The sequence below is a fragment of the Streptomyces sp. NPDC036822 genome (genome assembly GCF_055609145.1).
This window is the reverse complement of sequence record NZ_JBVJPY010000007.1, coordinates 31339-51976: the sequence shown is the minus strand read 5'-3', so window position 1 is coordinate 51976 and position 20638 is coordinate 31339. Positions and strand designations below refer to the sequence as shown.

Genomic DNA, 20638 nt, shown 5'->3' with positions numbered 1-20638 from the left:
CTCGCTACTCACTCCCTGTAACGTCGATTGGGTGCGTACCGACATCTTTGCCCGGCTGGACCGGGAGCCGGAACCGCCGAAGATAGAGGTCCCGCGGATGACCCGCACGCGTCTCGCCCTCTTCGGCGGGACGTCGGCGTTCTATCTCGCCATCGTGGTGGCCGTACTGCTGTCGACCGGGCTGGTGACCCTCGACTGGAAGATCATGCTCTTCCGTCCCTACCAGCAATGGCCGGAGCTGCACGCCTTCCTCGACTACTACGTGGTCCTCGGTCAGCGCGGCCCCACGGCCGTGATGGTGGCGGCCTGGCTGGGCTGGCGCTCATGGCGCCAGCACACGCTGCGGCCGCTGCTCACCCTCGGCGCGGCACTGCTGCTCCTGAACGTCACGGTCGGGGCGGTCAAGCTCGGACTCGGCCGTCTCGGTCCCCACTACGCGACGCAGATCGGCTCGGCCGAGCTCTTCGCGGGCGGCGATATATTTCCGTCCGGACACACCGCCAACGCGGTCGTGACCTGGGGAATCCTCGCCTATCTTGCGACGACCCCCCGGGCCAGGCGCTATCTCTCGGCCCTCTCGGCCGTGGTCGCCCTGGGCGTGGGCCTCACCACCGTCTACCTCGGTACGCACTGGCTCAGCGACGTGCTGCTCGGCTGGGCCGCCGGCCTGCTGATCCTGCTCGCGCTGCCCTGGTGCGAGCCGTTGATCGGCCGGGCCGAGGCGTTCGTCCTCGGCCTGCGGGACCGGGTGCGCGAGCAGCTGCGGGCCCGTCGCCGCCTGGTGCCCTCGCTGCCCGTCGCGACCGGAGGGCCGCGTCCGGCGCCGTATCCGCGGCGTCCCGCGGCGGCCGAGGAGCCGGTGCGGGAGGTCATCGGTTCGCGGACCGGCCGGGCTACGTCCGGGCGCGGGGAGGGGCGGCTCGCCCCGCCGCTGGCCGCCGCCCGGCCGCACGCCGTGCGCTCGGAGCGCACGCCGGTCACCCCTGCCGGCAGCCGTCGGCCGGGGCACTCGCGGCCGCTCACGGGCGGCTGAGAACCCCGCACGACCGCGACCCCGCACGACGGAGAGAGGGAAGGGCCCCGGCCGAAGCCGGGGCCCTTCCCTCTCTCCGTCGGTGGACGGGTGTCACACGGCGGCCGGTACGGCCCGGCGGATGTCAGCCGAGCCAGCAGCGGATGACGGTGCCGTGGTCCACCTCGAAGTTGATGCGCCCCTCGAGGTACTCCATCGTGATGATCGAACCGGGCGGAAGGGAGCGCACCACGCCCCAGCCGCGGGCTCTGGCGAGCTGCTCGGCGCGCTCCGCGTCGAGCCCCACATAGGACTCCGCGGAGCCGTCTTCGGAAGGTACGGGAGAGGTCGGCTTCGGTGTCATGTGCTCACGTTAGGCGGCGCCGGACGGTGACGGAAGCGCAGAGCGTTCGAGAAGCCCGAACAACCCCATGTACCTCACCGGTCACGCTTGTGTCACAGGTTCTCGACATATGTTTGGACACAGGATCATCACTCGATCCGGCGGTTTCCGGCCGTTTCTCCAGCAATTCCGCGACTCATATGGAAGGTCGCACAGAGGTAAGGCAATTCCGTTCCGCGCACGCCCAGGCGGAATTGACGGGGCGCCACACCCTCCGGCCGCATTACCCGCGGTCCGGGCCCCATTCGCCCTCTCTCCGGTGCCCTGATCAGCCCTCGCCGGGGGCGGTGGACCGCTCCAGGGCGCGGTCGATCCGGTCCCTGATCGTCCGCATCCGGTGATCGAGGCCGGGCGGCTCGAGCACCTCGAACTCCAGACCCATCAGGGCCACGTGCATCAGCAGATAGTCCATGTTCGGGGCGCCGGTGCGCAGCAGGCACGCATGCTCCCCGTCCGCCTCCAGGACGCCGTCCATGGGCCCGACGACCGTGGCCGCCTCCGCGAGCGGAACGTGGAGGCGGAACGTGGCCTCGAGGGCGTAGGCGGCGGTGGACACGCCCTTCGAGACATAGGCGGCGAGATCCTCGGCCGGCGGTTCGCGGGGAGGGAACCGCGGGCCGTGGGGCGGCCTGGGGTCGATCCGGTCGGCCCGGAACGTACGCCAGCCGGCCCGGTCCACGTCCCAGGCGACCAGGTACCAGCGGCGCTCGGTGCACACCAGGCGGTGCGGCTCGACGGTGCGACGGGTCGGGGCGCCGCCGTGGTCGCGGTACTCGAAGCGGAGCCGTTCGCCGTCCCGGCAGGCGGCCACGAGCTCGGTGAGGACCGCCGGGTCGACCTGGGTCGGCGGGGTGCGGAGCATCGGCACGGTGAAGGCGTTCAGCGCGCTCACCCGGCGCCGCAGCCGGCCGGGCAGGACCTGCTCCAGCTTGGCGAGGGCGCGTACGGAGCTCTCGCCGATGCCCTCGATGCCCTGGCCGGCGGCCGTGCGCAGTCCGACGGCGACGGCGACGGCCTCCTCGTCGTCGAGGAGCAGCGGGGGCAGCTCGGCGCCCGCGCCGAGCTGGTACCCGCCCCCCGTACCCGGGCTGGCGTTGACGGGATAGCCGAGCTCGCGCAGCCGGTCGACGTCCCGCCGCACGGTCCGCGGGGTGACGCCGAGCCGGTCGGCGAGATCGGCACCGGACCATTCACGGTGGGCCTGCAGCAGTGAGAGCAGACGCAGCAGTCGTGCGGAGGTCTCCAACATGCGGCCGAGTCTGCCAGCCGTCGCGGACAGGTACGGTCCGCAAGGGTCTCGCTCCCCGGCTGGAACTCCTCTCGCCCGTAAGACCCGGTGGAGAGCGCCGTCGGCGGAAGGCTTTCTCCGCCGACGGGGCGGCGCCTCCGGCTCGAACGGGCTCAACGGAACGGGCTCAGCGGAACCGGCGGACCAGTGCTCCGGCCTTCGCCTTCGCCGTGTAGACGGCGTCGACCGCCGTACCGACCGCGCGGTGCAGGGCGTCCCCGCCTCGTCCATGAGTGTGGGCACGCGCGCCCCGGGCGAGGAGCGCGGACCAGATCTCCTCGTGCCGGGCGGCGATACGGACCGGGTCGAAGCGCTCGGACGCCGCCAGGGCGGCCCGCGCGGTCTTCGCGCGCAGTTCGTCGTCCTCGATGAGTTCGAGCAGGGCCCGGGCGATCGCGGAGACGTCGTCGACCGGTACGAGACGGCCGTCGACCCCGTCCTCGATGATCTCCCGGGGGCCGTGCGGGCAGTCGGTGGAGACGACCGGCAGTCCGCACCGCATCGCCTCGACGATGGTCATCCCGAAGGACTCCCGCCGGGAGGTGACGGCGGCGAGCGAACCCTTGGCCCACTCCGGCTCCATCGGGTGGGCCGTTCCCATGAGGAAGACGTTCTCGCCGAGGCCGCGCCGTTCGATCCGGCCGGCGAGCGTCTTCCTCAGGTTGTCGGAGGCGTCCCCGGTGCCGTAGATCCGCAGCTTCCAGTCGGGGCGGGCCGCGGCCACCTCGGCGAAGGCGTCGATGAGCACGTCGTACCGCTTGACCGGCGTCAGCCGGCCCGCCGCGACGACGATCTTCGCGGCGGGGTCGGCCGGCGGCACGCTCGGCGCGGGGACGCTGTTGGGCACCGCGTCGATCCGTACGTCCGGCAGCGCGAGCGCGCGGTACGAGCGGGCGTCGGCCTCGGTGACGGTGGTGACGGCGTCCAGGAGGGCGTAGTGATGGCCGATGTCCCGGCGCAGCCGGTAGCTGTGACCGTCCAGGATCAGGTGCTCCTGGCCGACCAGGACGGGGCCGCGCCGGGCCTGGCGGGCGAGCTGGACGTTGAGCCCCGGGCGCGTGGCGACCACGACGTCGGCCTCGACGGTACGCAGGTGCTCGCCGATCCGGGCGTCGGTGAGCGCGCTGTACTGCTTCCACCGGCCGTCGCCGCGCGGGAAGACGCGGGCGGGCCGGGAGAAGTCGGGGTTCCCGCCGTCGTAGCCGGGGCTGTTCTTGCGCAGGTCGACCAGGTGACGCAGGGTCACGCCGGCGGGGACGCCGAGGATCGGCTCGTCGCGGTGGCGGAACACGGAGACGATCTCCACCTCGTGACGTTCGGCCAGCACCTGGGCGAGGGTGAACGTCGTCCGGATCGTGCCGCCGATGTGGTAGCCGTTGTGGAGCAGAAAGGAGATACGCATCGCGCTGCCGGTTCCCCCCGGTCAGATGGTCGGTCGGGGCGACTGTACTGCGTGGCCGCCCCGCCGTTCACGGTCGGTGGCCAGGGGCCAGGGGGCGGTGACGCGACCGACGGCCGTAGGGGCGGGAGGCCGCCCGGCCGGCCCCGTGCTGCCAACGGGATGCGGGAGGGCAGCTGTCGGGAACCTGACCGGCCGTCGGGACGTGCGGCGTGGCGGGTGGGAGGCGGGCGGCGCTCCGCGTGACCTCGACGTCCACGCGGAGATCACGTGGCGGCCGGGCGCCCTCGTCCCTGGACTACGGCGCGGAGCGGTCGCGTTCTCCGCGAAGGCCGCCTGGGGCGTACGACCGGAGGCCGCCGAGCCACGGCGGGCGGACCCGGCCGACGGGCCACCCAGCCCGGCGCAGGACCGGCAGCCGCCGAGCCACGGCCGACCCCCCGCGGCCAACGGCCCACCGGACCCCGGCGCGTGACGGGTGGTCGTCGCGTGCCTCGGCGGGAGGGTGGGCGACCTCCCCCGTGGCCTCACGGTCGACGCCATCGCCCCCACCGCGCCGGGTGGCGCCGCCGCTCCCGGCATCGGCGGCCGTTCGCCGTCCTACAGCGGGGAGATCCTCAGCATCGTCCCGGTGACGATCCGGTTCGGGTCCGTGCCGATCAGGGCGCGGTTCGCCTCGTAGAGCGCCTGCCAGCCGCCCCGGATCCCGTAGCGCCGGGCGATCGAGCTGAGGGTGTCCCCCGGCTTGACGACGTGAGCCCGCCCGCTCAGTCCGTACCGCTTCGAGCAGACCGGCCAGGCGCCCCACCCCTGGGTCCGCAGGACCTCCTCCGCCACCGCGATCTGCTGCTGACGGGTCGCCAGGTCGGCGCGCGGGGCGTGGCGCAGGCCGCCGAACTCCACCCAGGTCGACTGCCGGAACTGGAGGCCGCCGTAGAAGCCGTTGCCCGTGTTGGTGTTCCAGCGGCCGCCGCTCTCGCACTCGGCGACGCAGCCCCAGGGCCACTGGTCCTTGGCGCACGCGGCGGTCTGTCCGGGCGGAGCGCCCGATCCCGGCGGCGGCCCCGACGCCGGCGGGGCACCGGATCCCGGTGGTGTGTCGGGCTGCTCCGTCCCACCGGGTTCCCCGGGCGCGTCCGGGGGCCCGGGGTCGCCGGGCGTCCAGGGGCCGTCGGAGTCCCCGGGGCCCTCGGGGTCCCACGGGTCGCCGGCGTCCCACGGGCCGTCGTTCCACGGAACGCCCGGGGCCCATGAGGTGTCAGGGGCCCACGGGAAGCCAGGGGCCCATGGCACCGGCGGGACACCCGGGAGCCCCGGCGCCCCTGGCACACCCGGCGCGCCCGGCGCCCCGGAAGCCCCCGGAGGCGCCCAGGGGCCCGGCGGAGGATCGTCCGCCCGGGCCGGCGCCGGAACCAGCGCCAGCAGGGCGGCGGAGCACACACCCGCTGTCCACCATACGATCTTCGACATCGGTGCAGGCTAGGCAGCTCGACCCCCTCCGGTGGCCGTGCCGCGCGGTACGAAGCGCACCCCCCACCCGGTCGGAGGCACCGGCCGTCGCGCAACTTGGCGCGCCGCGACGCGTGACCCCGGCCGAGCCTCTCCCGTTGAACTCGTCATGAGACGAGCCGGGAACCGCCCGGTGTCGCACGTACCGAGTCCAGGGAGCCCCCCGTGCCGCGCATGCTCGACGTCAGCGAGGACGTACGCGCCGAGATCGGCGACGAAGAAGCCGACCGGCTGCTCGCCGGCGACAATGCCCCGGGCAGCTACGACTGCACCTCCTGCCGCACGCCGGGCGACTCCGAGCAGGAGCGCACGAGCACCGTGCTGTTCGTCGGCGAGGAGACCGCCGTCCTGGCGTTCGCCCACGCCAGCTGCATCCCGTCCCAGGTCGTCCAGGTCGCCGAGGAGCAGCTGCAGGGCGCCGTACGTTCCATCGCCGCGACGGACGCGGCGGACGCGCTCACCGCCGCCCACCCGGAGCAGGCCGTTCTCGGGGTGACCAGCGGTCTCGTGCTGATCGAGGGCGAGCTGCACCCGGCGCTGGTCGTCGAGCCGACCGCGCCCGTCGCGCGTCCGGGCTCGGACGGGCTGAGCGACGAGTTCCTGCCGCTCCTGATCGAGCAGGGCTTCGCCCCGGTGTCCGACGTGAACCGCAAGCCGGGCACGCTGCCGGGCTGGTCGGTGCTGGTGGCCATGGGGCAGCTGCACTCCGTGCTCCAGCCCGGTACGGGCGGCGGCGGCCAGGCGGCCTGGTGGCAGGCCCACCAGCCGCTGCAGGTCACGGAAGGCTGGCGCGCGGCGGCGAACAAGTCGCACACGGTCCTGGTCTTCGCGGCGCCGGTGGGCTCGATCGGCCAGCAGCCGCGCGAGGACCTGCTGCGCGACGCGCTGGAGAAGGCCGCCGCCAACGGCCGCCTGGTCGCCGCCGCGATGCCGCTGGCCGGCACGTGAGGGACCACGGGCGTGCCGGTTTAGGACCGGCGGGGCACGGTCCCGGGATCCCTACGGTTCCCCGCCCCCGGCGGGCCCCTCTTTCCGAGGGCCGCCCGCATCCGACGGACGACGGTGTCGTTGGCACGTACGTGCACACATACGACCCACTCCGTCATCCCTTTCCGAGTCAGATCCCCTCGATGCGTCCCGCGCAGGACGTGATGTCGGGCGAGTCGGCGACGCCGATCTACGACGCCCTGTACTCGGAGTACCGCCGGTCGTTCCGCGCCCTGCCGGGTGACCGCAGCGGCGAGGAGGATCTGGGCTTCCGGGCCTTCGGCACGCAGGTGGGCACGGGACTGCACGGGCACTACGGCCACCGGCACGCGACGCAGCCGGCGGCGTGGTCGGCGCAGCACCACCACCTCCCGGCGGCTCTCCCGCCGGGTCCCCGCAGGGGTCTGTAGGACCCGGGCGGTACGGCTGAGGGCCGGGGCACGCGCCCCGGCCCTCAGCCATGTCGTCCGTACGACTACTCCCGCGTACGCCTACTTCTTGCGGCCGCGCTTCTCGCGCACGCGCACCGAGATGTGGATCGGGGTGCCCTCGAAGCCGAACTCCTCGCGGAGGCGGCGCTCGACGAAGCGGCGGTAGCCGTGCTCCAGGAAGCCGGAGGCGAAGAGCACGAACCGGGGCGGCTTGGTGCCCGCCTGCGTACCGAAGAGGATGCGGGGCTGCTTGCCGCCGCGGATCGGGTGCGGGTGGGCGGCGACCAGCTCGCCGAGGAAGGCGTTCAGGCGGCCGGTGGGGACGCGGGTCTCCCAGCCGGCGAGCGCGGTCTCGATCGCCGGGACCAGCCTGTCCATGTGGCGGCCGGTCTTGGCGGAGACGTTGACCCGGGGCGCCCAGGAGACCTGCTGCATCTCGGTCTCGATCTCGCGCTCGAGGTAGTAGCGCCGCTCCTCGTCCAGCTCGTCCCACTTGTTGTAGGCGATGACGAGCGCGCGGCCGGACTCGACCGCCATGGTGATGATGCGCTGGTCCTGGACGGAGATGTTGTCCGTGGTGTCGATCAGGACGACGGCGACCTCGGCCTTCTCGATCGCGGCCGCGGTCCGCAGGGAGGCGTAGTAGTCGGCGCCCTCCTGGAGGTGGACCTTCTTGCGGATACCGGCGGTGTCCACGAACTTCCACGTGATGCCGCCGAGCTCGATCAGCTCGTCGACCGGGTCGCGGGTGGTGCCGGCCAGCTCGTTGACGACGACGCGGTCCTCGCCGGCGACCTTGTTGAGCAGCGAGGACTTGCCGACGTTCGGACGGCCGATGAGCGCGATGCGGCGCGGGCCGCCGACGGCGTTGCCGAAGGTCTGCTCGGGGGCCTCGGGCAGCGCCTCCAGGACGGCGTCGAGCATGTCGCCGGTGCCGCGGCCGTGCAGGGAGGAGACGGGGTGGGGCTCGCCGAGGCCGAGCGACCACAGGGCGGTGGCGTCGGCCTCGCCGGACGGGCCGTCGACCTTGTTGGCGCAGAGCACGACGGGCTTGCCGGCGCGGCGCAGCAGCTTGACGACGGCCTCGTCGGTGTCGGTGGCGCCGACGGTGGCGTCCACGACGAAGACGCAGGCGTCGGCGGCCTCGATGGCGTACTCGGCCTGGGCGGCGACGGAGGCGTCGATGCCGAGGACGTCCTGCTCCCAGCCGCCGGTGTCGACGACCTTGAAGCGGCGGCCGGCCCATTCGGCCTCGTAGGTGACGCGGTCGCGGGTGACGCCGGGCTTGTCCTCGACGACGGCCTCGCGGCGGCCGATGATCCGGTTCACCAGGGTCGACTTGCCGACGTTGGGGCGGCCGACGACGGCGAGTACGGGGAGCGGGCCGTGCCCGGCCTCCTCGATCGCGCCTTCGACCTCTTCGACGTCGAATCCCTCTTCCGAGGCGAGCTCCATGAACTCCGCGTACTCGGCGTCGCCAAGTGCCCCGTGGTCGTGCTGGTCGTTCATGAAGTCCGTTCCTTGATCATTCGTGGTCGGTGGGGTGCCCGAGCCTCGGGGCCCACTACTCAGAGTCTCGCTCAGCGCCCGGTGAGGCGCCTGGCGTTTTTCAGGTGGGCGGTGAGCCGCTCCTGAATACGGAGGGTGGCGTCGTCGAGCGCCTTGCGGGTTCGACGGCCGCCGGGTTCGCCCGCCGCGAAGGCGTCGCCGAAGACGACGTCGACGCGGCTGCGCAGCGGCGGCAGTGCCTTGATCAACCGTCCGGGGCGGTCGGAACTTCCCAGGACGGCCACGGGCACGATCGGCGCGCCGCTGCGGACGGCGAAGTAGGCCAGGCCGGCGCGCAGCGAGGCGAAGTCGCCCTCGCCCCTCGTGCCCTCGGGGAAGATCCCGAGGACGCCGCCCTGCTCCAGGACCGCGAGGGCGTTGGCTATGGCGTTCCGGTCGGCACTGGTCCGGTCCACCTTGACCTGCCCGATCCCTTCCAGGAAGGGGCCGAGGGGGCCGACGAAGGCCTCCTGCTTGATGAGGAAGTGCACCGGCCGGGGGGCGGTGCCCATGAGCATGGGCCCGTCGATGTTGTGGGCGTGGTTGACGGCGAAGATGACGGGTCCGGAGGCCGGTACCCGCCAGGCGCCCAGGACGCGCGGTCTCCACAGGCCGTACATCAGCCCGATGCCGATGCCGCGCCCGACAGCGGCGCCCCTCTCGGAGGGCAGGGTCACTTCGCGGCCGCCCTCTTCTCCTCGACGAGGGTGACGACGCATTCGATGACCTGGTCGAGGGTGAGTTCCGTGGTGTCGACCTCGACGGCGTCGTCGGCCTTGGCCAGCGGGGAGGTCTTGCGGCTGGAGTCGGCCGCGTCCCGCTTGATCAGGGCCTGCCGGGTGGCGGCCACGTCGGCTCCCTTGAGCTCGCCGGAACGGCGCGCGGCGCGTGCCTCGGGGGACGCGGTGAGGAAGATCTTGAGGTCGGCGTCGGGGAGGACGGTCGTGCCGATGTCCCGTCCCTCGACGACGATGCCGCCGTCCGCGCTCTTGGCGATGGACCGCTGCAGCTCGGTGATCAGGGACCGCACCTCGGGGACGGCGCTGACCGCGCTGACCTTGGAGGTGACCTCCTCGGTGCGGATGGGCCCTGCGGCGTCGGCTCCGTCGACGGTGATCGTCGGTCGGGCCGGGTCCGTACCGGAGACGATGACGGGCTTGGCGGCGGCGTTGGCGACGGCGTCGGCGTCGTTGACGTCCACGCCGTTGCTGATCATCCACCAGGTGATGGCGCGGTACTGGGCGCCGGTGTCCAGGTAGCTCAGCCCCAGCTTGGCGGCAACCGCCTTCGAGGTGCTCGACTTGCCCGTGCCGGAGGGCCCGTCGATGGCGACGATCACGGTTTCCACGGTGGGGAACACCTTCCTGGGTACGCGGTGAGGCCCATCAGATGCGGGGGGCCACCCCAAGGTTACCGATTCCCGCGCACCCATTCGGCCCAGCGGGCGGGACGACCGCGTCACCCCGCCCGCCCGGCCGGGGGACGGCCCCCGTCGACTCGCCCGCCGGGCCGGGGGGACGACCGGCGTCAGCCCGCCCGCAACGCCCAGCCCCGCTCCCGCAGCGCGGCCCCCAGGACCGGTGCGGCGGAGGGCTCCACCATCAGCTGGACCAGGCCCGCCTGCTGCCCCGTGGCGTGCTCGATGCGGACGTCCTCGATGTTGACGCCCGCGCGGCCCGCGTCGGCGAAGATGCGGGCGAGCTCCCCCGGCTGGTCGCTGATGAGGACGGCGACGGTGTCGTACTGGGCCGGGGCGGCGCCGTGCTTGCCCGGGACACGGGCGCGGCCCGCGTTGCCGCGGCGCAGGACGTCCTCGACGCCCGAGGCGCCGCCGCGGCGCTCGGCCTCGTCCGCGGACTGCAGCGAGCGGAGCGCCTGGACGGTCTCGTCCAGGTCCGCCGCGACGCCCGCGAGGACGTCGGCGACGGGTCCGGGGTTCGCGGAGAGGATCTCGACCCACATGCGCGGGTCGGAGGCGGCGATCCGGGTGACGTCGCGGATGCCCTGGCCGCACAGGCGTACCGCCGTCTCGTCCGCCTCCTCCAGCCGCGCCGCGACCATCGACGACACCAGCTGCGGGGTGTGGGAGACGAGCGCGACGGCCCGGTCGTGCGCGTCGGCGTCCATGACCACCGGGACCGCGCGGCACAGCGCGACCAGTTCCAGGGCCAGGTTCAGGACCTCGGTGTCGGTGTCCCGGGTGGGGGTGAGCACCCAGGGGCGCCCCTCGAAGAGGTCGGCCGTCGCGGCCAGGGGTCCGGAGCGCTCCTTGCCGGACATCGGATGGGTGCCGATGTAGGCGGTGAGGTCGACGCCCAGCTCCGCCAGCTCCCGCTTCGGGCCGCCCTTGACGCTCGCCACGTCGAGGTAGCCGCGGGCGAGGCCGTCCCCGATGGCGAAGGCGAGGGTGGCCGCCACGTGCGCGGGCGGTACGGCGATGATCGCGAGGTCGACGGGACCCTCGGGCTCCTCGTCCGTACCGGCGCCGAGGGCGGCGGCCGTGCGGGCGCGTGCCGGGTCGTGGTCGCGGAGGTGGACGGCGACGCCCCGCCCCGCCAGGGCGAGGGCGGCCGAGGTGCCGATCAGGCCGGTTCCGATGACGAGCGCGGTCCTCACTGGGCGATGTCCTTGCGCAGGGCGGCGGCGGCGCCGAGGTAGACGTGGGCGATGTCCGGCTTGGGACGGTCGGACTCGACGTGCGCGAGGAGCCGTACGACCCTCGGCATGGCGCCCTCGACGTCCAGCTCCTGCGCGCAGATCAACGGGACGTCGACGATGCCGACGCGACGCGCCGCGGCGGCCGGGAAGTCACTGTGCAGATCGGGGGTGGCCGTGAACCAGATGCTGATCAGGTCGTCGGCGGTGAGCCCGTTGCGCTCCAGGACGGCGGTGAGCAGCTCCTCGACCTGCTCGTGCATGTGCCCGGCGTCGTCCCGTTCCAGCTGGACGGCGCCTCGGACCGCTCGTACCGCCACGTCGTGCTCCTTCGAAATGCGATCAGTGCTCCGATCAGCCTAGTGATCCGCCCGGGGGCCGGGCGGGGCCGACCGTCCTCCGAGACAGGGTCACTGTCGCTCCACGCCGGGCCCGTCGCCACTCGGCGGAGGCGGGGGGCCGGGTGCCGGGGCGGCCGTGCGGGGGAGCCGGACGGGCGGGTACAGGCGTGTTGCCGGGTGCCGGGCGGGGCCGTGACCAAGCTGGACGGCATGAATCCAGAAGCTCCAGACGTCACGCCCCGCCGTACGGTGCTCCTCGCCGGCGCCGGTTCGGTCGCCGCCCTGGCCACCGGCTGCGGCTCGGACGGCGACAAGGGCGGCGCCGCGACGGCGAGCCCGACGGACACGGCGACGGACACGGCGCCGTCCGCGCCGGACACGTCCGCGCCGGCCGGCGACGCGCTCGCGCGCACCTCCGACATCCCGGTCGGGGGCGGCACCGTCCTCAAGGAGCGGAAGGTTGTCGTCACCCAGCCGGTGGCGGGCGAGTTCAAGGCCTTCTCGGCGATCTGCACCCACCAGAGCTGCCTGGTGAGCAAGGTCGAGGGCGGCACGATCGACTGTCCGTGCCACGGCTCGAAGTTCCGGATCGCCGACGGCTCGGTGGCCCGCGGACCGGCGACGCGACCGCTCCCGGCCGAGCGGATCACGGTGTCCGGGGACGAGATCACGCTGGCGTAGCCTGTCGCGCATGACTCCGGTAGAACTGGTGCGCGACCACACGATCTACTCCTGTGTCATGGGGTCGCGCGCCTTCGGTCTGGCCACCGAGGGGAGCGACACCGACCGTCGGGGGGTCTTCCTCGCTCCGACCCCGCTCTTCTGGCGCTTCGAGAAGCCCCCGGCGCACGTGGAGGGGCCGGGCGAGGAGCAGTTCAGCTGGGAGCTGGAACGCTTCTGCGAGCTGGCGTTGCGCGCCAACCCCAACGTCCTGGAGTGCCTGCACTCCCCCGTGGTCGAGCACATCGACGCCACCGGCCGCGAACTGGTGTCGCTGCGGGAGGCGTTCCTGTCCCGTCAGGCGCACCAGACCTTCGTCCGGTACGCGGGCGGCCAGCGCAGGAAGCTCGACGCCGACGTCCGCCGGTACGGGGCGCCGCGCTGGAAGCACGCCATGCACCTGCTGCGGCTGCTGATGAGCTGCCGGGACCTGCTGCGCACCGGTGAACTGACGATCCACGTGGGCGACGAGCGGGAGCGGCTGCTCGCGGTGAAGCGCGGCGAGGTGTCCTGGTCCGAGGTGGAGTCCTGGATGGCGCGCCTGACGGAGGAGGCCGACCGCGCCTCCACCACGAGCCCCCTTCCCGCGGCCCCGGACCACGCGCGCGTGGAGGACTTCCTGACGCGCGCGCGCCGGTCCTCAGCCCTCTCCGTGCTCGATCCGGACCCGGACCACGAGGTCGTGCAGGGCGTCGTGCCCGGCGGTGGCGTCCGGGAGGCCTGACGCGTCCTGCGCCTCGTCCAGGACGCCGTGGAGCGCCTCGACGTCTCCGCGCACACGCTCCGCGTCCACCTCGGCCGGCCCGTGCTCGGCCGCCGCCTTCGCCGCGATCAGGTCCGGTACGTAGCCGGGGGCCTCGGGCACCTCTCCCAGGAGCGTGGGCAGGTGGGCCTGCACCTCCCCCGCCCGCATCAGGTGGATGCCGGTGAGCAGCGCCCGGACGGTGTAGAGGAGCGGCTTCAGCTCCCCCGTCTTCTCGAACAGCCGCCACTGCGTGCCCGCGAAGCCGCGGTAGTGGTGCGCGTGGTGGGTGGTGAGCACCTGCGGTACGAGCGCGCTCAGCTCGGCGTGGACGTCGGTGGTGTGGGCGACCAACGGCGAGAGGAGCTGCTCCAGGACGTAGCCGTTGCGCCGCAGCATCAGCCGGGCGAACTTCCGCAGGTCGTGCGTGACGAGGTCCATCTCGACCCCGTCGCGGTCCCACATCCGGCTGCGGGTCTCCTCCGGATCGCGCAGCCCGATGAGCCCGGCCACCGGCAGCAGGTGCGCTCCGCGCAGGTCGACGTCCGAGTCGCGGGAGGGAAAGCCGTAGAGATGGGCGCCGGAGACGGTGGCGAAGATCAGGGGGTCGGGCTGCTCCGCCACGACGGCGGAGAGGTCGACGGCGGGGTCGAGGACGGCGGTGGGGTTGCGGACGTCGGTGGGGTCGAGGGCGGCGGAGGTCGGAGGGGCGGTCATGGATCAAGCGTCCCAGAGGGCGCCGAGGGCCAGGAGTTCGGAGCGGTGCTCGACCCGGTCCGCCCAGGCGTCCGGCCAGGCCCCGGCGCCCAGGTGGGCGCCCGCGAAGGCACCCGCCAGGCAGGCGAGGGAGTCGGAGTCCCCCCGGGTGCAGGCGGCCCGGCGCAGGGCGGTGAGCGGGTCGCCGGGGAAGAGGAGGAAGCACAGCAGCCCGGTGGCCAGCGCCTCCTCGGCGATCCAGCCGTCACCGGTGTACGTGCAGGGGTCGAGCTCCGGATCCGCCGTGCGCTGGACGGCGTCCAGCCTCTCCAGGGCCGCCAGGCACTCGTCCCAGCCGCGCTCGATGAAGTGCCGGGCCGAGGGGTCCTGGGAGCGGGTCCACAGGTCACCGAGCCAGGCTTCGCGGTACACGGAACGGTTCTCGTACGCGTACGAGCGCAGGTGCCCCACCAGGCCCGTCGGGTCGACGCCCTGGGCCAGCAGGTACACGGCGCGGGCGGTCAGGTCGGCGGCGGCGAGGGCCGTGGGGTGGCCGTGGGTGAGGGCCGACTGGAGCTGGGCGGCGCCGGCCCGCTGCTCCTCGCTCAGCCCGGGCACGAGCCCCAGCGGGGCGACCCGCATGTTGGCACCGCAGCCCTTGGAGTGGATCTGGCTGGCGTCCTGCCACGGCCGGTCGCCGTCGAGGAGCGCGCAGGCGACCAGACAGGTGCGGCCGGGGGCCCGGTTGTTCTCCGGGGAGTGGTACCAGGCGACGAACTCCTCCCGGACCGGCCCGGTCATGTGCGGTGGGGAGAGCACCCCCCGGTCCATGGCCGTGCGGATGCCCCGCGCGAGGGCGAGCGTCATTTGCGTGTCGTCCGTGATGTAGGCCGTGCCTCCGCTGACCGGCAGTTCCATGTCCCGCCAGGGGCCGGATTTCGCCAGGATCGACGGCACGTCGTTGAACTCCGTCGGGAATCCGAGCGCGTCGCCGAGCGCCAGCCCGATCAGTGCCCCGGTGGCCGCCTGCTTCGTCCTGTACGTCGTCATGTGGATCGTCCTTCCGGTCGCAGCAGCGGCGGGTGGAGGGCCGTGGCCTCCCCCGCCCGGTAGAGAGCGGCCGGTTTCCCCCGTCCGCCGGTGAGGCGCGGTGGCCCTTCCACGGCCCGGACGAAGCCGGGGGTGGCGAGGACCTTGCGCCGGAAGTTGGGGCGGTCGAGTTCGACCCCCCAGACCGTCTCGTACACCTGCCGCAGCTCGCCGAGGGTGAACTCGGGCGGGCAGAAGGCGGTGGCGAGGCAGGTGTACTCCAGCTTGGCGCCGATCCGCTCGCGGGCGTCGGCGAGGATGCGGTCGTGGTCGAAGGCGAGGGGCCCGTGCGTCCCGTAGGGCGTCCAGCGCGCCCGCGCCGCGTCGCCGCCGCCGCGCGGCTCCGGCGGATCGGGGACGAGCGCGGTGTACGCGACCGACACGACCCGCATCCTGGGGTCGCGGTCGGGATCGCTGTAGGTGCGCAGCTGTTCGAGGTGCAGCCCGGCGACGGTGTCGGCGGCGAGACCGGTCTCCTCGGCGAGTTCCCGGCGCGCGGCCTGTTCGGAGGACTCGCGGGGCAGGACGAAGCCGCCGGGCAGGGCCCAGGCTCCGGCGTACGGCTCCTGGCCGCGTTCCACGAGCAGGACGTGGAGGCGCTCCTCGCGGAGGGTGAGGACGGCGAGGTCGGCGGTGACGGCGAACGGCTCGAAGCCGTGCGGGTCGTAGCCGTCGGGGGCCTGGGCGCGGTTCATCGGCGCTCCGGGAGGGGGTCGGCGAGGTGCCAGCCTTCGGCGAGCAGGGCGTCCACGGCGGCGACGGCTGTCGCGAGCCGCTCCTCGTGCGGGCCGGTGAGGACGGCGGTGCGGCGGCCGCTGTGGGCGAGCTGGGTGACGAAGCGGGCGGTCATCCAGGGCCGCAGGTGCTCCCCGTCGCGCAGCCCGTCGTCCTCGAAGTCGACGCCGTGGTGGTCGGTGAGGAGCCAGAGGTGCTGGCGGCCGTGGGCGGCGATCTCACCCGTGTCGGAGCTGGTGGTGCCCATGTACCGCTCGTGCCAGATGGTGGTGGCGAAGGCGTCGGTGTCGCAGATGAGCACGGGGGACCCGGCCCGCGCGGCCTCCTCCTCCAGCTCGGCCTGGCGCTGGGCGATGACGGGGAAGTCGCTGGACCGGAAGGTGACGTCCGGCCATGCGGCGTCGGGGCGCTCGGCGCGCAGTTCGGCGAGCTTGAGTTCGCTGTACTCGCGGCCGTACTCCGGTACGTAGCGGGTGCGGGACCAGACCCCGCCGCGGCGCCGGTAGTGGTCGGCGAGGGCGAGGGCCATGGTGGTGGTGCCGGTGGACTCCGCGCCGAGGACGACGACCCGCCGGGTGAGCGCGGCCCGGACGGGCGCCTCCAGGAAGTCCCAGCAGCCGGCGGGGTCCTTGCGGACGGCGGTGCCGGACACCGGGAAGAGCGTGCGGTCGGGGTCGACGCACACGGCGTCGGCGCCGAAGCGGCGGCCCAGCTCCTCCCCGTAGGGCTCGGAGGTGAAGACGGCGTCGACGGGCTCGGGCACGGCCGCGCGGAAGACGGCCATGTGGGCGGCCCACACGTCGGGGTCGCGGAGGTCGACGGGGATGTCGTCGACGGCGCCGACCACGAGGACGTCGGGGTGGATCTCGCGCATCCAGTCGACCCGGTCCTCCAGCGTCAGGGTCTCGACCGAGGAGGCGCAGACGAGGACGGTGAGGCGCTCGCAGCGGTCGCGCGCGGTGCGGACCAGGTGGTGGTGGCCGGCGTGCGGCGGATAGAACTTGCCGAGGACCAGGCCGTGGCCGTAGCGCTTCATGCGGCGGCCCCCACGGGGAGCGGGTGCCGGGCGGCGAGGGCGCGGCTCCAGCGGCGCAGGCCGAGGACGCAGAGCGCCAGGAAGCCGGCGTAGAGCAGGGAGGTCAGGTACAGCTCCTTGTACGCGTACAGCGGTACGTAGATCACGTCGGCGGCGATCCAGAGCCACCAGGACTCCAGCCGCTTCCGGCACTGGCCGTAGGTCGCCGGCAGGGAGAGCGCGGTGGTCAGGGCGTCCCAGAAGGGGACGGTCGAGTCGGTGGCCCGGTCGAGCAGCAGGGTGAGGGCGAGGGTCCCCACCACCCCCGCCGTGATCAGCCACGTCCACTCGGTGCGTGTGGTGCGGCGCACCGGGAGGGCGTCGGAGCCTGGTCCACCCCCGTGGGTCCAGGTCCACCAGCCGTACACGGCGAGGGTGATGAAGACGATCTGGAGGCCGGCGTCGGCGTAGAGACCGGCCTGCGTGAAGAGGAGGACGAAGAAGAGGTTGTTGGCGATGCCGATGGGCCAGTTGGCGAGGTGCTGACGGGCGACCAGCCAGACGCAGAGGGCTCCGCTGCCGAATCCGAGGACCTCGGTCCAGCTGACCGGGGTGTCCAGGACGGTGAAGAGCGGCTGCTGCAGGGGTTCGACGATGCTTGCGAGGCTCACGCCCGCCTCCTTTAAGAGTCACCTTGACTATAAAGCGCGGGAGGCTTCGGCCACAAGTGCGAACGGCGCATGCGAGAAGCCCGTGACCGCCGGGCGGTCACGGGCTTCTGTGCGCGTCGTCGGGGCGACGGGTCCTACATGCCGACTTCCTTCATCAGCATGCCGACCTCGGTGTTGGTCAGCCGGCGCAGCCAGCCGGACTTCTGGTCCCCGAGTCCGATCGGGCCGAAGGCGGTGCGGACCAGCTTCTCGACCGGGAAACCGGCCTCGGCGAGCATGCGGCGCACGATGTGCTTGCGGCCCTCGTGGAGGGTGACCTCGACCAGGTAGTTCTTGCCGGTCTGCTCGACCACGCGGAAGTGGTCGGCGCGGGCGTAGCCGTCCTCCAGCTGGATGCCGTCCTTGAGCCGCTTGCCGACCTCGCGGGGCAGCGGGCCGGTGATGGCGGCCAGGTAGGTCTTCTTCACGCCGTACTTCGGGTGCGTGAGGCGGTGGGCCAGCTCGCCGTGGTTGGTGAGCAGGATGATGCCCTCGGTCTCGGTGTCGAGCCGTCCGACGTGGAAGAGCCGGGTCTCGCGGTTGGTGACGTAGTCGCCGAGGCACTGGCGGCCGTCGGGGTCCTCCATGGTGGAGACGACCCCGGCGGGCTTGTTCAGCGCGAAGAAGAGGTACGACTGGGTGGCGACGGTCAGACCGTCGACCTTGATCTCGTCCCTCTCCGGGTCGACGCGCTTGCCCTGCTCCAGGACGATCTCGCCGTTGACCTCGACGCGGGCCTGCTCGATCAGCTCCTCGCACGCGCGGCGCGAGCCCATGCCGGCCCGGGCGAGCACCTTCTGGAGCCGCTCGCCCTCCTGCTCGGCGCCGGGGAAGGTCTTGGGCGTCTTGATCTCCGGCCGGTCGGCGTACCGGTCGCGGTTGCGCTGCTCGATCTTGGCGTCGAGCTCGCGCGAGCGGGCCGGGGCCTGCCGCTGTCCGTGCGGGCCACGACGGGGCGGGGTGCCGCCCTGCGGGGCCTTCGGGCCGCCCTTGGCGCCACCGCGGGCCGCGGCGCCGCGGCCCTTCTTGGGGCCCTCGGGCGTGCCGCCCACGTCGTAGCGGCGCTCCTCCGGGCGCGGGTTGCGCGGCCGGTCGCTGCCGCCCTGCCGGTCGTCGCGGCCACCACCGCCACCGGCGCCCCGGTAGCCGCCACCACTGCTGCTGCCGCCACCGGCGCCTCGGTAGCCGCCGCTGCCGCCCTGCCGGTCGTCGCGGCCACCACCGCCACCGGCACCCCGGTAGCCGCCACCACTGCCGCTGCCGCCACCGGCGCCTCGGTAGCCGCCGCCACCGCCCGCGCCGCCGCGGCCGCCACTGCTGCTGCCGCCGCGGCCGCCGCTGTTGCCACCACGGCTCCCGCCGTTGTTTCCGCTGCTGTTCCTGCCGCTGCTGCTTCGCATCAATCTTCCGTCGTCTTGTCGTCTGCGTCCGGGTCGAACGACACAACCCCCTCCAGCGTCTCCGCCTCGATCGCGTCCGCCTCGGGGAGGAAGGGCGCGAGCTCCGGCAGTTCGTCCAGGCCGCGCAGGCCCATCCGCTCCAGGAAGTGGTTCGTCGTCCTGTACAGGATCGCACCTGTTTCGGGTTCCGCGCCCGCCTCCTCCACCAGACCCCGCTGGAGGAGGGTCCGCATGACCCCGTCACAGTTCACTCCGCGGACCGCGGAGACCCGCGAGCGGCTGACCGGCTGGCGGTACGCGACGACGGCGAGGGTCTCCAGGGCCGCCTGGGTGAGCCGGGTCTGCTGGCCGTCCAGGACGAACGCCTCGACGGCGTGGGCGTACTCCGCACGGGTGTAGAAACGCCAGCCGCCGGCGACCGGACGCAGCTCGAAGCCGCGGCCCTGGGCGGTGTATTCGTCGGCGAGTTCGCGCAGGGCGTCGCCGACCTCCCGGCGGGACACGTCGAGGACCTTGGCGAGGTGGTCCTCGGTGGCGGGCTCGTCGACGACCATGAGGACGGCTTCGAGGGAGGGCTTGAGGTCGCTCACGCGCGGGCCTCCGTTTCGTGATCGGATTCCTGGTCGAACTCGTCGGTGACGCGGGTCTCCCCGTCGCCGCCGGTCCAGGACACGGTGAGCTCGCCGAGGGCGTCGTCCTGGTCGAGGCCGACGGAGCGGTCCCGGTAGAGCTCCAGGAGCGCGAGGAAGCGGGCCACGACGGTGAGGGTGTCGGGGGCCCCGGCGGCGAGCTCCCGGAAGCTGACGGTGCCCCGCTCCCTGAGGAGCGCGACGACGATCCGGGCCTGGTCGCGGACGCTGACGAGCGGGGCGTGGATGTGGTCGACGTAGACCTGCGGCTTGGCCTTGGGCTGCATGGCCTTGACGGCGAGCCTGGCGAAGCCCTCGGCGCCGATGCTGATGACGACCTCGGGGAGCAGGGCGGCGTGGTGGGGCTCCAGGCCGACGGTGCGGGGGTACCGGCGGCCCTCGGTCTCCCACCGCTCGGCGAGGATCTCGGCGATGCGCTTGTACGCGCGGTACTGGAGGAGGCGGGCGAAGAGCAGGTCCCGCGCCTCCAGGAGGGCGAGGTCGGCCTCGTCCTCCACCTCGGCGGCGGGCAGCAGGCGGGCGGCCTTGAGGTCGAGGAGGGTGGCGGCGACGACGAGGAACTCGGTGGTCTGGTCGAGATCCCAGTCGGCGCCCATGGCCCGGATGTGCGCCATGAACTCGTCGGTGACCTTGGAGAGGGCGACCTCGGTGACGTCGAGCTTGTGCTTCGAGATGAGCTGGAGGAGAAGGTCGAACGGCCCCTCGAAGTTCTCGAGCCGCACGGTGAACCGCCCGTCCCCGGGCAGGGCGCCACCGGGCCCCTCGGGCGAGGGGACGCGGGACACCTCGGGCTCGTCGACACCCGCTTCCCCGGGCGAGGACGCGCGGGACCGTGCGGGCAAGCCGACACCAGGCCCTTCGGGCGAGGTGACGCGGAACACTTCGGGCGAGGGCGCGCGGGGCCCCTCGGTCACGGCGCCACCCGCCCCCTCGGGCGCGGAGGCGGAAACCCCCTCGGGCGCGGAGACCGCGGGGGCCCCTCGGGACACCTCAGGGAAGGACGCGCGGCCCCCCTCGGCCACGGGCGTCTCGCCCGGACGGGCCTCGGGGGCGGGCCCGGGTGCGTCAGCGGACGGTTCGGGGCCCTGGGCGGGGCCCGGGTCCGCCGGTGGGGCGGTCTCCGGGGCCGGAGCCTCCGCGGGCCCCGCGGGGGCGGGCGTGGCCGCCTGGCCGACGCCGGGGGTGGTCTCCCCGCCGGACCCGCCCGGGTCCGGCGCCTCCTCCCCCGGGGCGCGCCCGCCGGAGGGAGGGTCGGCGGGGAGGGGCGGTTCCGAGCCGCTGGGGGCCGCTCCGGGCCCCCGGCCGAGG

Annotated in this window: 22 protein-coding genes; 5 read left to right on the top strand and 17 right to left on the bottom strand. The window is 73.5% G+C overall.

All coding sequences use genetic code 11. The features are described from left to right. The first annotated feature begins 31 nt into the window (after positions 1-31). Entirely contained in the window at positions 32-1033 is a 1002-nt protein-coding gene (locus tag ACZ68P_RS18320; RefSeq protein ID WP_471007252.1) for a phosphatase PAP2 family protein, read from the top strand. Positions 1034-1157: 124 nt separating this feature from the next. Here the strand turns inward: ACZ68P_RS18320 and ACZ68P_RS18315 are convergent, their stop codons facing one another. From ACZ68P_RS18315 to ACZ68P_RS18300, 4 genes are all read right to left on the bottom strand, one after another. Beyond that, entirely contained in the window at positions 1158-1376 is a 219-nt protein-coding gene (locus ACZ68P_RS18315; protein ID WP_471007250.1) for an I78 family peptidase inhibitor, read from the bottom strand. A gap of 307 nt (positions 1377-1683) precedes the next feature. After that, complete coding sequence (locus ACZ68P_RS18310; RefSeq protein WP_471007248.1) at positions 1684-2664, bottom strand: helix-turn-helix transcriptional regulator; 981 nt, start codon at positions 2662-2664, stop codon at positions 1684-1686. Positions 2665-2830: 166 nt separating this feature from the next. Then, positions 2831-4105 carry a glycosyltransferase family 4 protein gene (locus ACZ68P_RS18305; protein WP_471007247.1) on the bottom strand — a complete coding sequence of 425 codons (1275 nt, stop codon included), beginning with the start codon at positions 4103-4105 and terminating at the stop codon, positions 2831-2833. Positions 4106-4702: 597 nt separating this feature from the next. Further along, entirely contained in the window at positions 4703-5395 is a 693-nt protein-coding gene (locus ACZ68P_RS18300) for a LysM peptidoglycan-binding domain-containing protein (protein ID WP_471007245.1), read from the bottom strand. Between the two features lie 381 nt (positions 5396-5776). Between ACZ68P_RS18300 and ACZ68P_RS18295 the strand changes: the two genes are divergently transcribed. Together ACZ68P_RS18295 and ACZ68P_RS18290 are read left to right on the top strand one after the other, a co-directional pair. Further along, the gene (locus ACZ68P_RS18295) at positions 5777-6559 is read left to right on the top strand and encodes a hypothetical protein (protein ID WP_365721033.1); all 783 of its coding nucleotides are present in this window, start codon (positions 5777-5779) and stop codon (positions 6557-6559) included. A gap of 182 nt (positions 6560-6741) precedes the next feature. Beyond that, positions 6742-7008 carry a hypothetical protein gene (locus ACZ68P_RS18290; RefSeq protein ID WP_471007243.1) on the top strand — a complete coding sequence of 89 codons (267 nt, stop codon included), beginning with the start codon at positions 6742-6744 and terminating at the stop codon, positions 7006-7008. A gap of 81 nt (positions 7009-7089) precedes the next feature. Here ACZ68P_RS18290 and der read toward each other — a convergent pair whose 3' ends face one another. The 5 genes from der to aroH all read right to left on the bottom strand — a co-directional run bounded on the left by der (position 7090) and on the right by aroH (position 11552). Then, a complete protein-coding gene (gene der / locus ACZ68P_RS18285; protein WP_365721037.1) occupies positions 7090-8538 on the bottom strand; it encodes a ribosome biogenesis GTPase Der in 1449 nt (482 codons plus the stop codon). Positions 8539-8609: 71 nt separating this feature from the next. Further along, on the bottom strand, positions 8610-9296 hold the full coding sequence (locus tag ACZ68P_RS18280) for a lysophospholipid acyltransferase family protein (protein ID WP_471007242.1): 687 nt from the start codon (positions 9294-9296) through the stop codon (positions 8610-8612). Further along, complete coding sequence (gene cmk / locus ACZ68P_RS18275) at positions 9251-9937, bottom strand: (d)CMP kinase (RefSeq protein WP_471007239.1); 687 nt, start codon at positions 9935-9937, stop codon at positions 9251-9253. The genes ACZ68P_RS18280 and cmk overlap by 46 nt, the downstream gene beginning before the upstream one ends. Positions 9938-10104: 167 nt before the next feature. Continuing rightward, entirely contained in the window at positions 10105-11193 is a 1089-nt protein-coding gene (locus ACZ68P_RS18270) for a prephenate dehydrogenase (protein WP_471007236.1), read from the bottom strand. Next, on the bottom strand, positions 11190-11552 hold the full coding sequence (aroH, locus tag ACZ68P_RS18265) for a chorismate mutase (RefSeq protein ID WP_365721045.1): 363 nt from the start codon (positions 11550-11552) through the stop codon (positions 11190-11192). The genes ACZ68P_RS18270 and aroH overlap by 4 nt, the downstream gene beginning before the upstream one ends. Positions 11553-11783: 231 nt before the next feature. Between aroH and ACZ68P_RS18260 the strand changes: the two genes are divergently transcribed. Next, positions 11784-12254, top strand: a complete 471-nt coding sequence (locus tag ACZ68P_RS18260; protein ID WP_471007235.1) for a Rieske (2Fe-2S) protein — start codon at positions 11784-11786, stop codon at positions 12252-12254. Positions 12255-12264: 10 nt separating this feature from the next. After that, positions 12265-13017, top strand: a complete 753-nt coding sequence (locus ACZ68P_RS18255; protein ID WP_471007232.1) for a nucleotidyltransferase domain-containing protein — start codon at positions 12265-12267, stop codon at positions 13015-13017. On the opposite strand, the gene ACZ68P_RS18250 is transcribed toward ACZ68P_RS18255, so the two are convergent. The 8 genes from ACZ68P_RS18250 to ACZ68P_RS18215 all read right to left on the bottom strand — a co-directional run bounded on the left by ACZ68P_RS18250 (position 12934) and on the right by ACZ68P_RS18215 (position 20172). Further along, a complete protein-coding gene (locus tag ACZ68P_RS18250; RefSeq protein WP_471007230.1) occupies positions 12934-13752 on the bottom strand; it encodes a nucleotidyltransferase domain-containing protein in 819 nt (272 codons plus the stop codon). The genes ACZ68P_RS18255 and ACZ68P_RS18250 overlap by 84 nt on opposite strands. Positions 13753-13755: 3 nt before the next feature. Continuing rightward, positions 13756-14781, bottom strand: coding sequence for an ADP-ribosylglycohydrolase family protein (locus ACZ68P_RS18245; protein WP_471007227.1), 1026 nt, complete (start codon positions 14779-14781; stop codon positions 13756-13758). Next, on the bottom strand, positions 14778-15515 hold the full coding sequence (locus ACZ68P_RS18240) for an NUDIX hydrolase (protein ID WP_471007224.1): 738 nt from the start codon (positions 15513-15515) through the stop codon (positions 14778-14780). Before ACZ68P_RS18240 ends, ACZ68P_RS18245 begins: the two co-directional genes overlap by 4 nt. Further along, positions 15512-16591, bottom strand: a complete 1080-nt coding sequence (locus ACZ68P_RS18235) for an AAA family ATPase (RefSeq protein WP_471007222.1) — start codon at positions 16589-16591, stop codon at positions 15512-15514. Before ACZ68P_RS18235 ends, ACZ68P_RS18240 begins: the two co-directional genes overlap by 4 nt. Further along, a complete protein-coding gene (gene pnuC, locus ACZ68P_RS18230) occupies positions 16588-17241 on the bottom strand; it encodes a nicotinamide riboside transporter PnuC (protein WP_471007220.1) in 654 nt (217 codons plus the stop codon). Before pnuC ends, ACZ68P_RS18235 begins: the two co-directional genes overlap by 4 nt. Before the next feature lie 134 nt (positions 17242-17375). Then, positions 17376-18680 carry a pseudouridine synthase gene (locus ACZ68P_RS18225; protein ID WP_471007217.1) on the bottom strand — a complete coding sequence of 435 codons (1305 nt, stop codon included), beginning with the start codon at positions 18678-18680 and terminating at the stop codon, positions 17376-17378. Beyond that, positions 18680-19270, bottom strand: coding sequence for an SMC-Scp complex subunit ScpB (gene scpB, locus ACZ68P_RS18220; RefSeq protein ID WP_471007214.1), 591 nt, complete (start codon positions 19268-19270; stop codon positions 18680-18682). Before scpB ends, ACZ68P_RS18225 begins: the two co-directional genes overlap by 1 nt. Beyond that, a complete protein-coding gene (locus ACZ68P_RS18215; protein ID WP_471007211.1) occupies positions 19267-20172 on the bottom strand; it encodes a segregation and condensation protein A in 906 nt (301 codons plus the stop codon). The genes scpB and ACZ68P_RS18215 overlap by 4 nt, the downstream gene beginning before the upstream one ends. Between the last annotated feature and the right edge of the window lie 466 nt (positions 20173-20638).

What these genes read in the sequence shown, in the direction of transcription:
- ACZ68P_RS18280 (WP_471007242.1), bottom strand. Translation starts at nt 9,296, where the DNA reads ATGCGTCGTCACCCTCGTCGAGGAGAAGAGGGCGGCCGCGAAGTGACC.
- ACZ68P_RS18255 (WP_471007232.1), top strand. Translation starts at nt 12,265, where the DNA reads ATGACTCCGGTAGAACTGGTGCGCGACCACACGATCTACTCCTGTGTC.
- der (WP_365721037.1), bottom strand. Translation starts at nt 8,538, where the DNA reads ATGAACGACCAGCACGACCACGGGGCACTTGGCGACGCCGAGTACGCG.
- ACZ68P_RS18305 (WP_471007247.1), bottom strand. Translation starts at nt 4,105, where the DNA reads ATGCGTATCTCCTTTCTGCTCCACAACGGCTACCACATCGGCGGCACG.
- ACZ68P_RS18260 (WP_471007235.1), top strand. Translation starts at nt 11,784, where the DNA reads ATGAATCCAGAAGCTCCAGACGTCACGCCCCGCCGTACGGTGCTCCTC.
- ACZ68P_RS18315 (WP_471007250.1), bottom strand. Translation starts at nt 1,376, where the DNA reads ATGACACCGAAGCCGACCTCTCCCGTACCTTCCGAAGACGGCTCCGCG.
- ACZ68P_RS18310 (WP_471007248.1), bottom strand. Translation starts at nt 2,664, where the DNA reads ATGTTGGAGACCTCCGCACGACTGCTGCGTCTGCTCTCACTGCTGCAG.
- ACZ68P_RS18240 (WP_471007224.1), bottom strand. Translation starts at nt 15,515, where the DNA reads ATGAACCGCGCCCAGGCCCCCGACGGCTACGACCCGCACGGCTTCGAG.
- ACZ68P_RS18235 (WP_471007222.1), bottom strand. Translation starts at nt 16,591, where the DNA reads ATGAAGCGCTACGGCCACGGCCTGGTCCTCGGCAAGTTCTATCCGCCG.
- ACZ68P_RS18225 (WP_471007217.1), bottom strand. Translation starts at nt 18,680, where the DNA reads ATGCGAAGCAGCAGCGGCAGGAACAGCAGCGGAAACAACGGCGGGAGC.
- ACZ68P_RS18245 (WP_471007227.1), bottom strand. Translation starts at nt 14,781, where the DNA reads ATGACGACGTACAGGACGAAGCAGGCGGCCACCGGGGCACTGATCGGG.
- ACZ68P_RS18290 (WP_471007243.1), top strand. Translation starts at nt 6,742, where the DNA reads ATGCGTCCCGCGCAGGACGTGATGTCGGGCGAGTCGGCGACGCCGATC.
- ACZ68P_RS18250 (WP_471007230.1), bottom strand. Translation starts at nt 13,752, where the DNA reads ATGACCGCCCCTCCGACCTCCGCCGCCCTCGACCCCACCGACGTCCGC.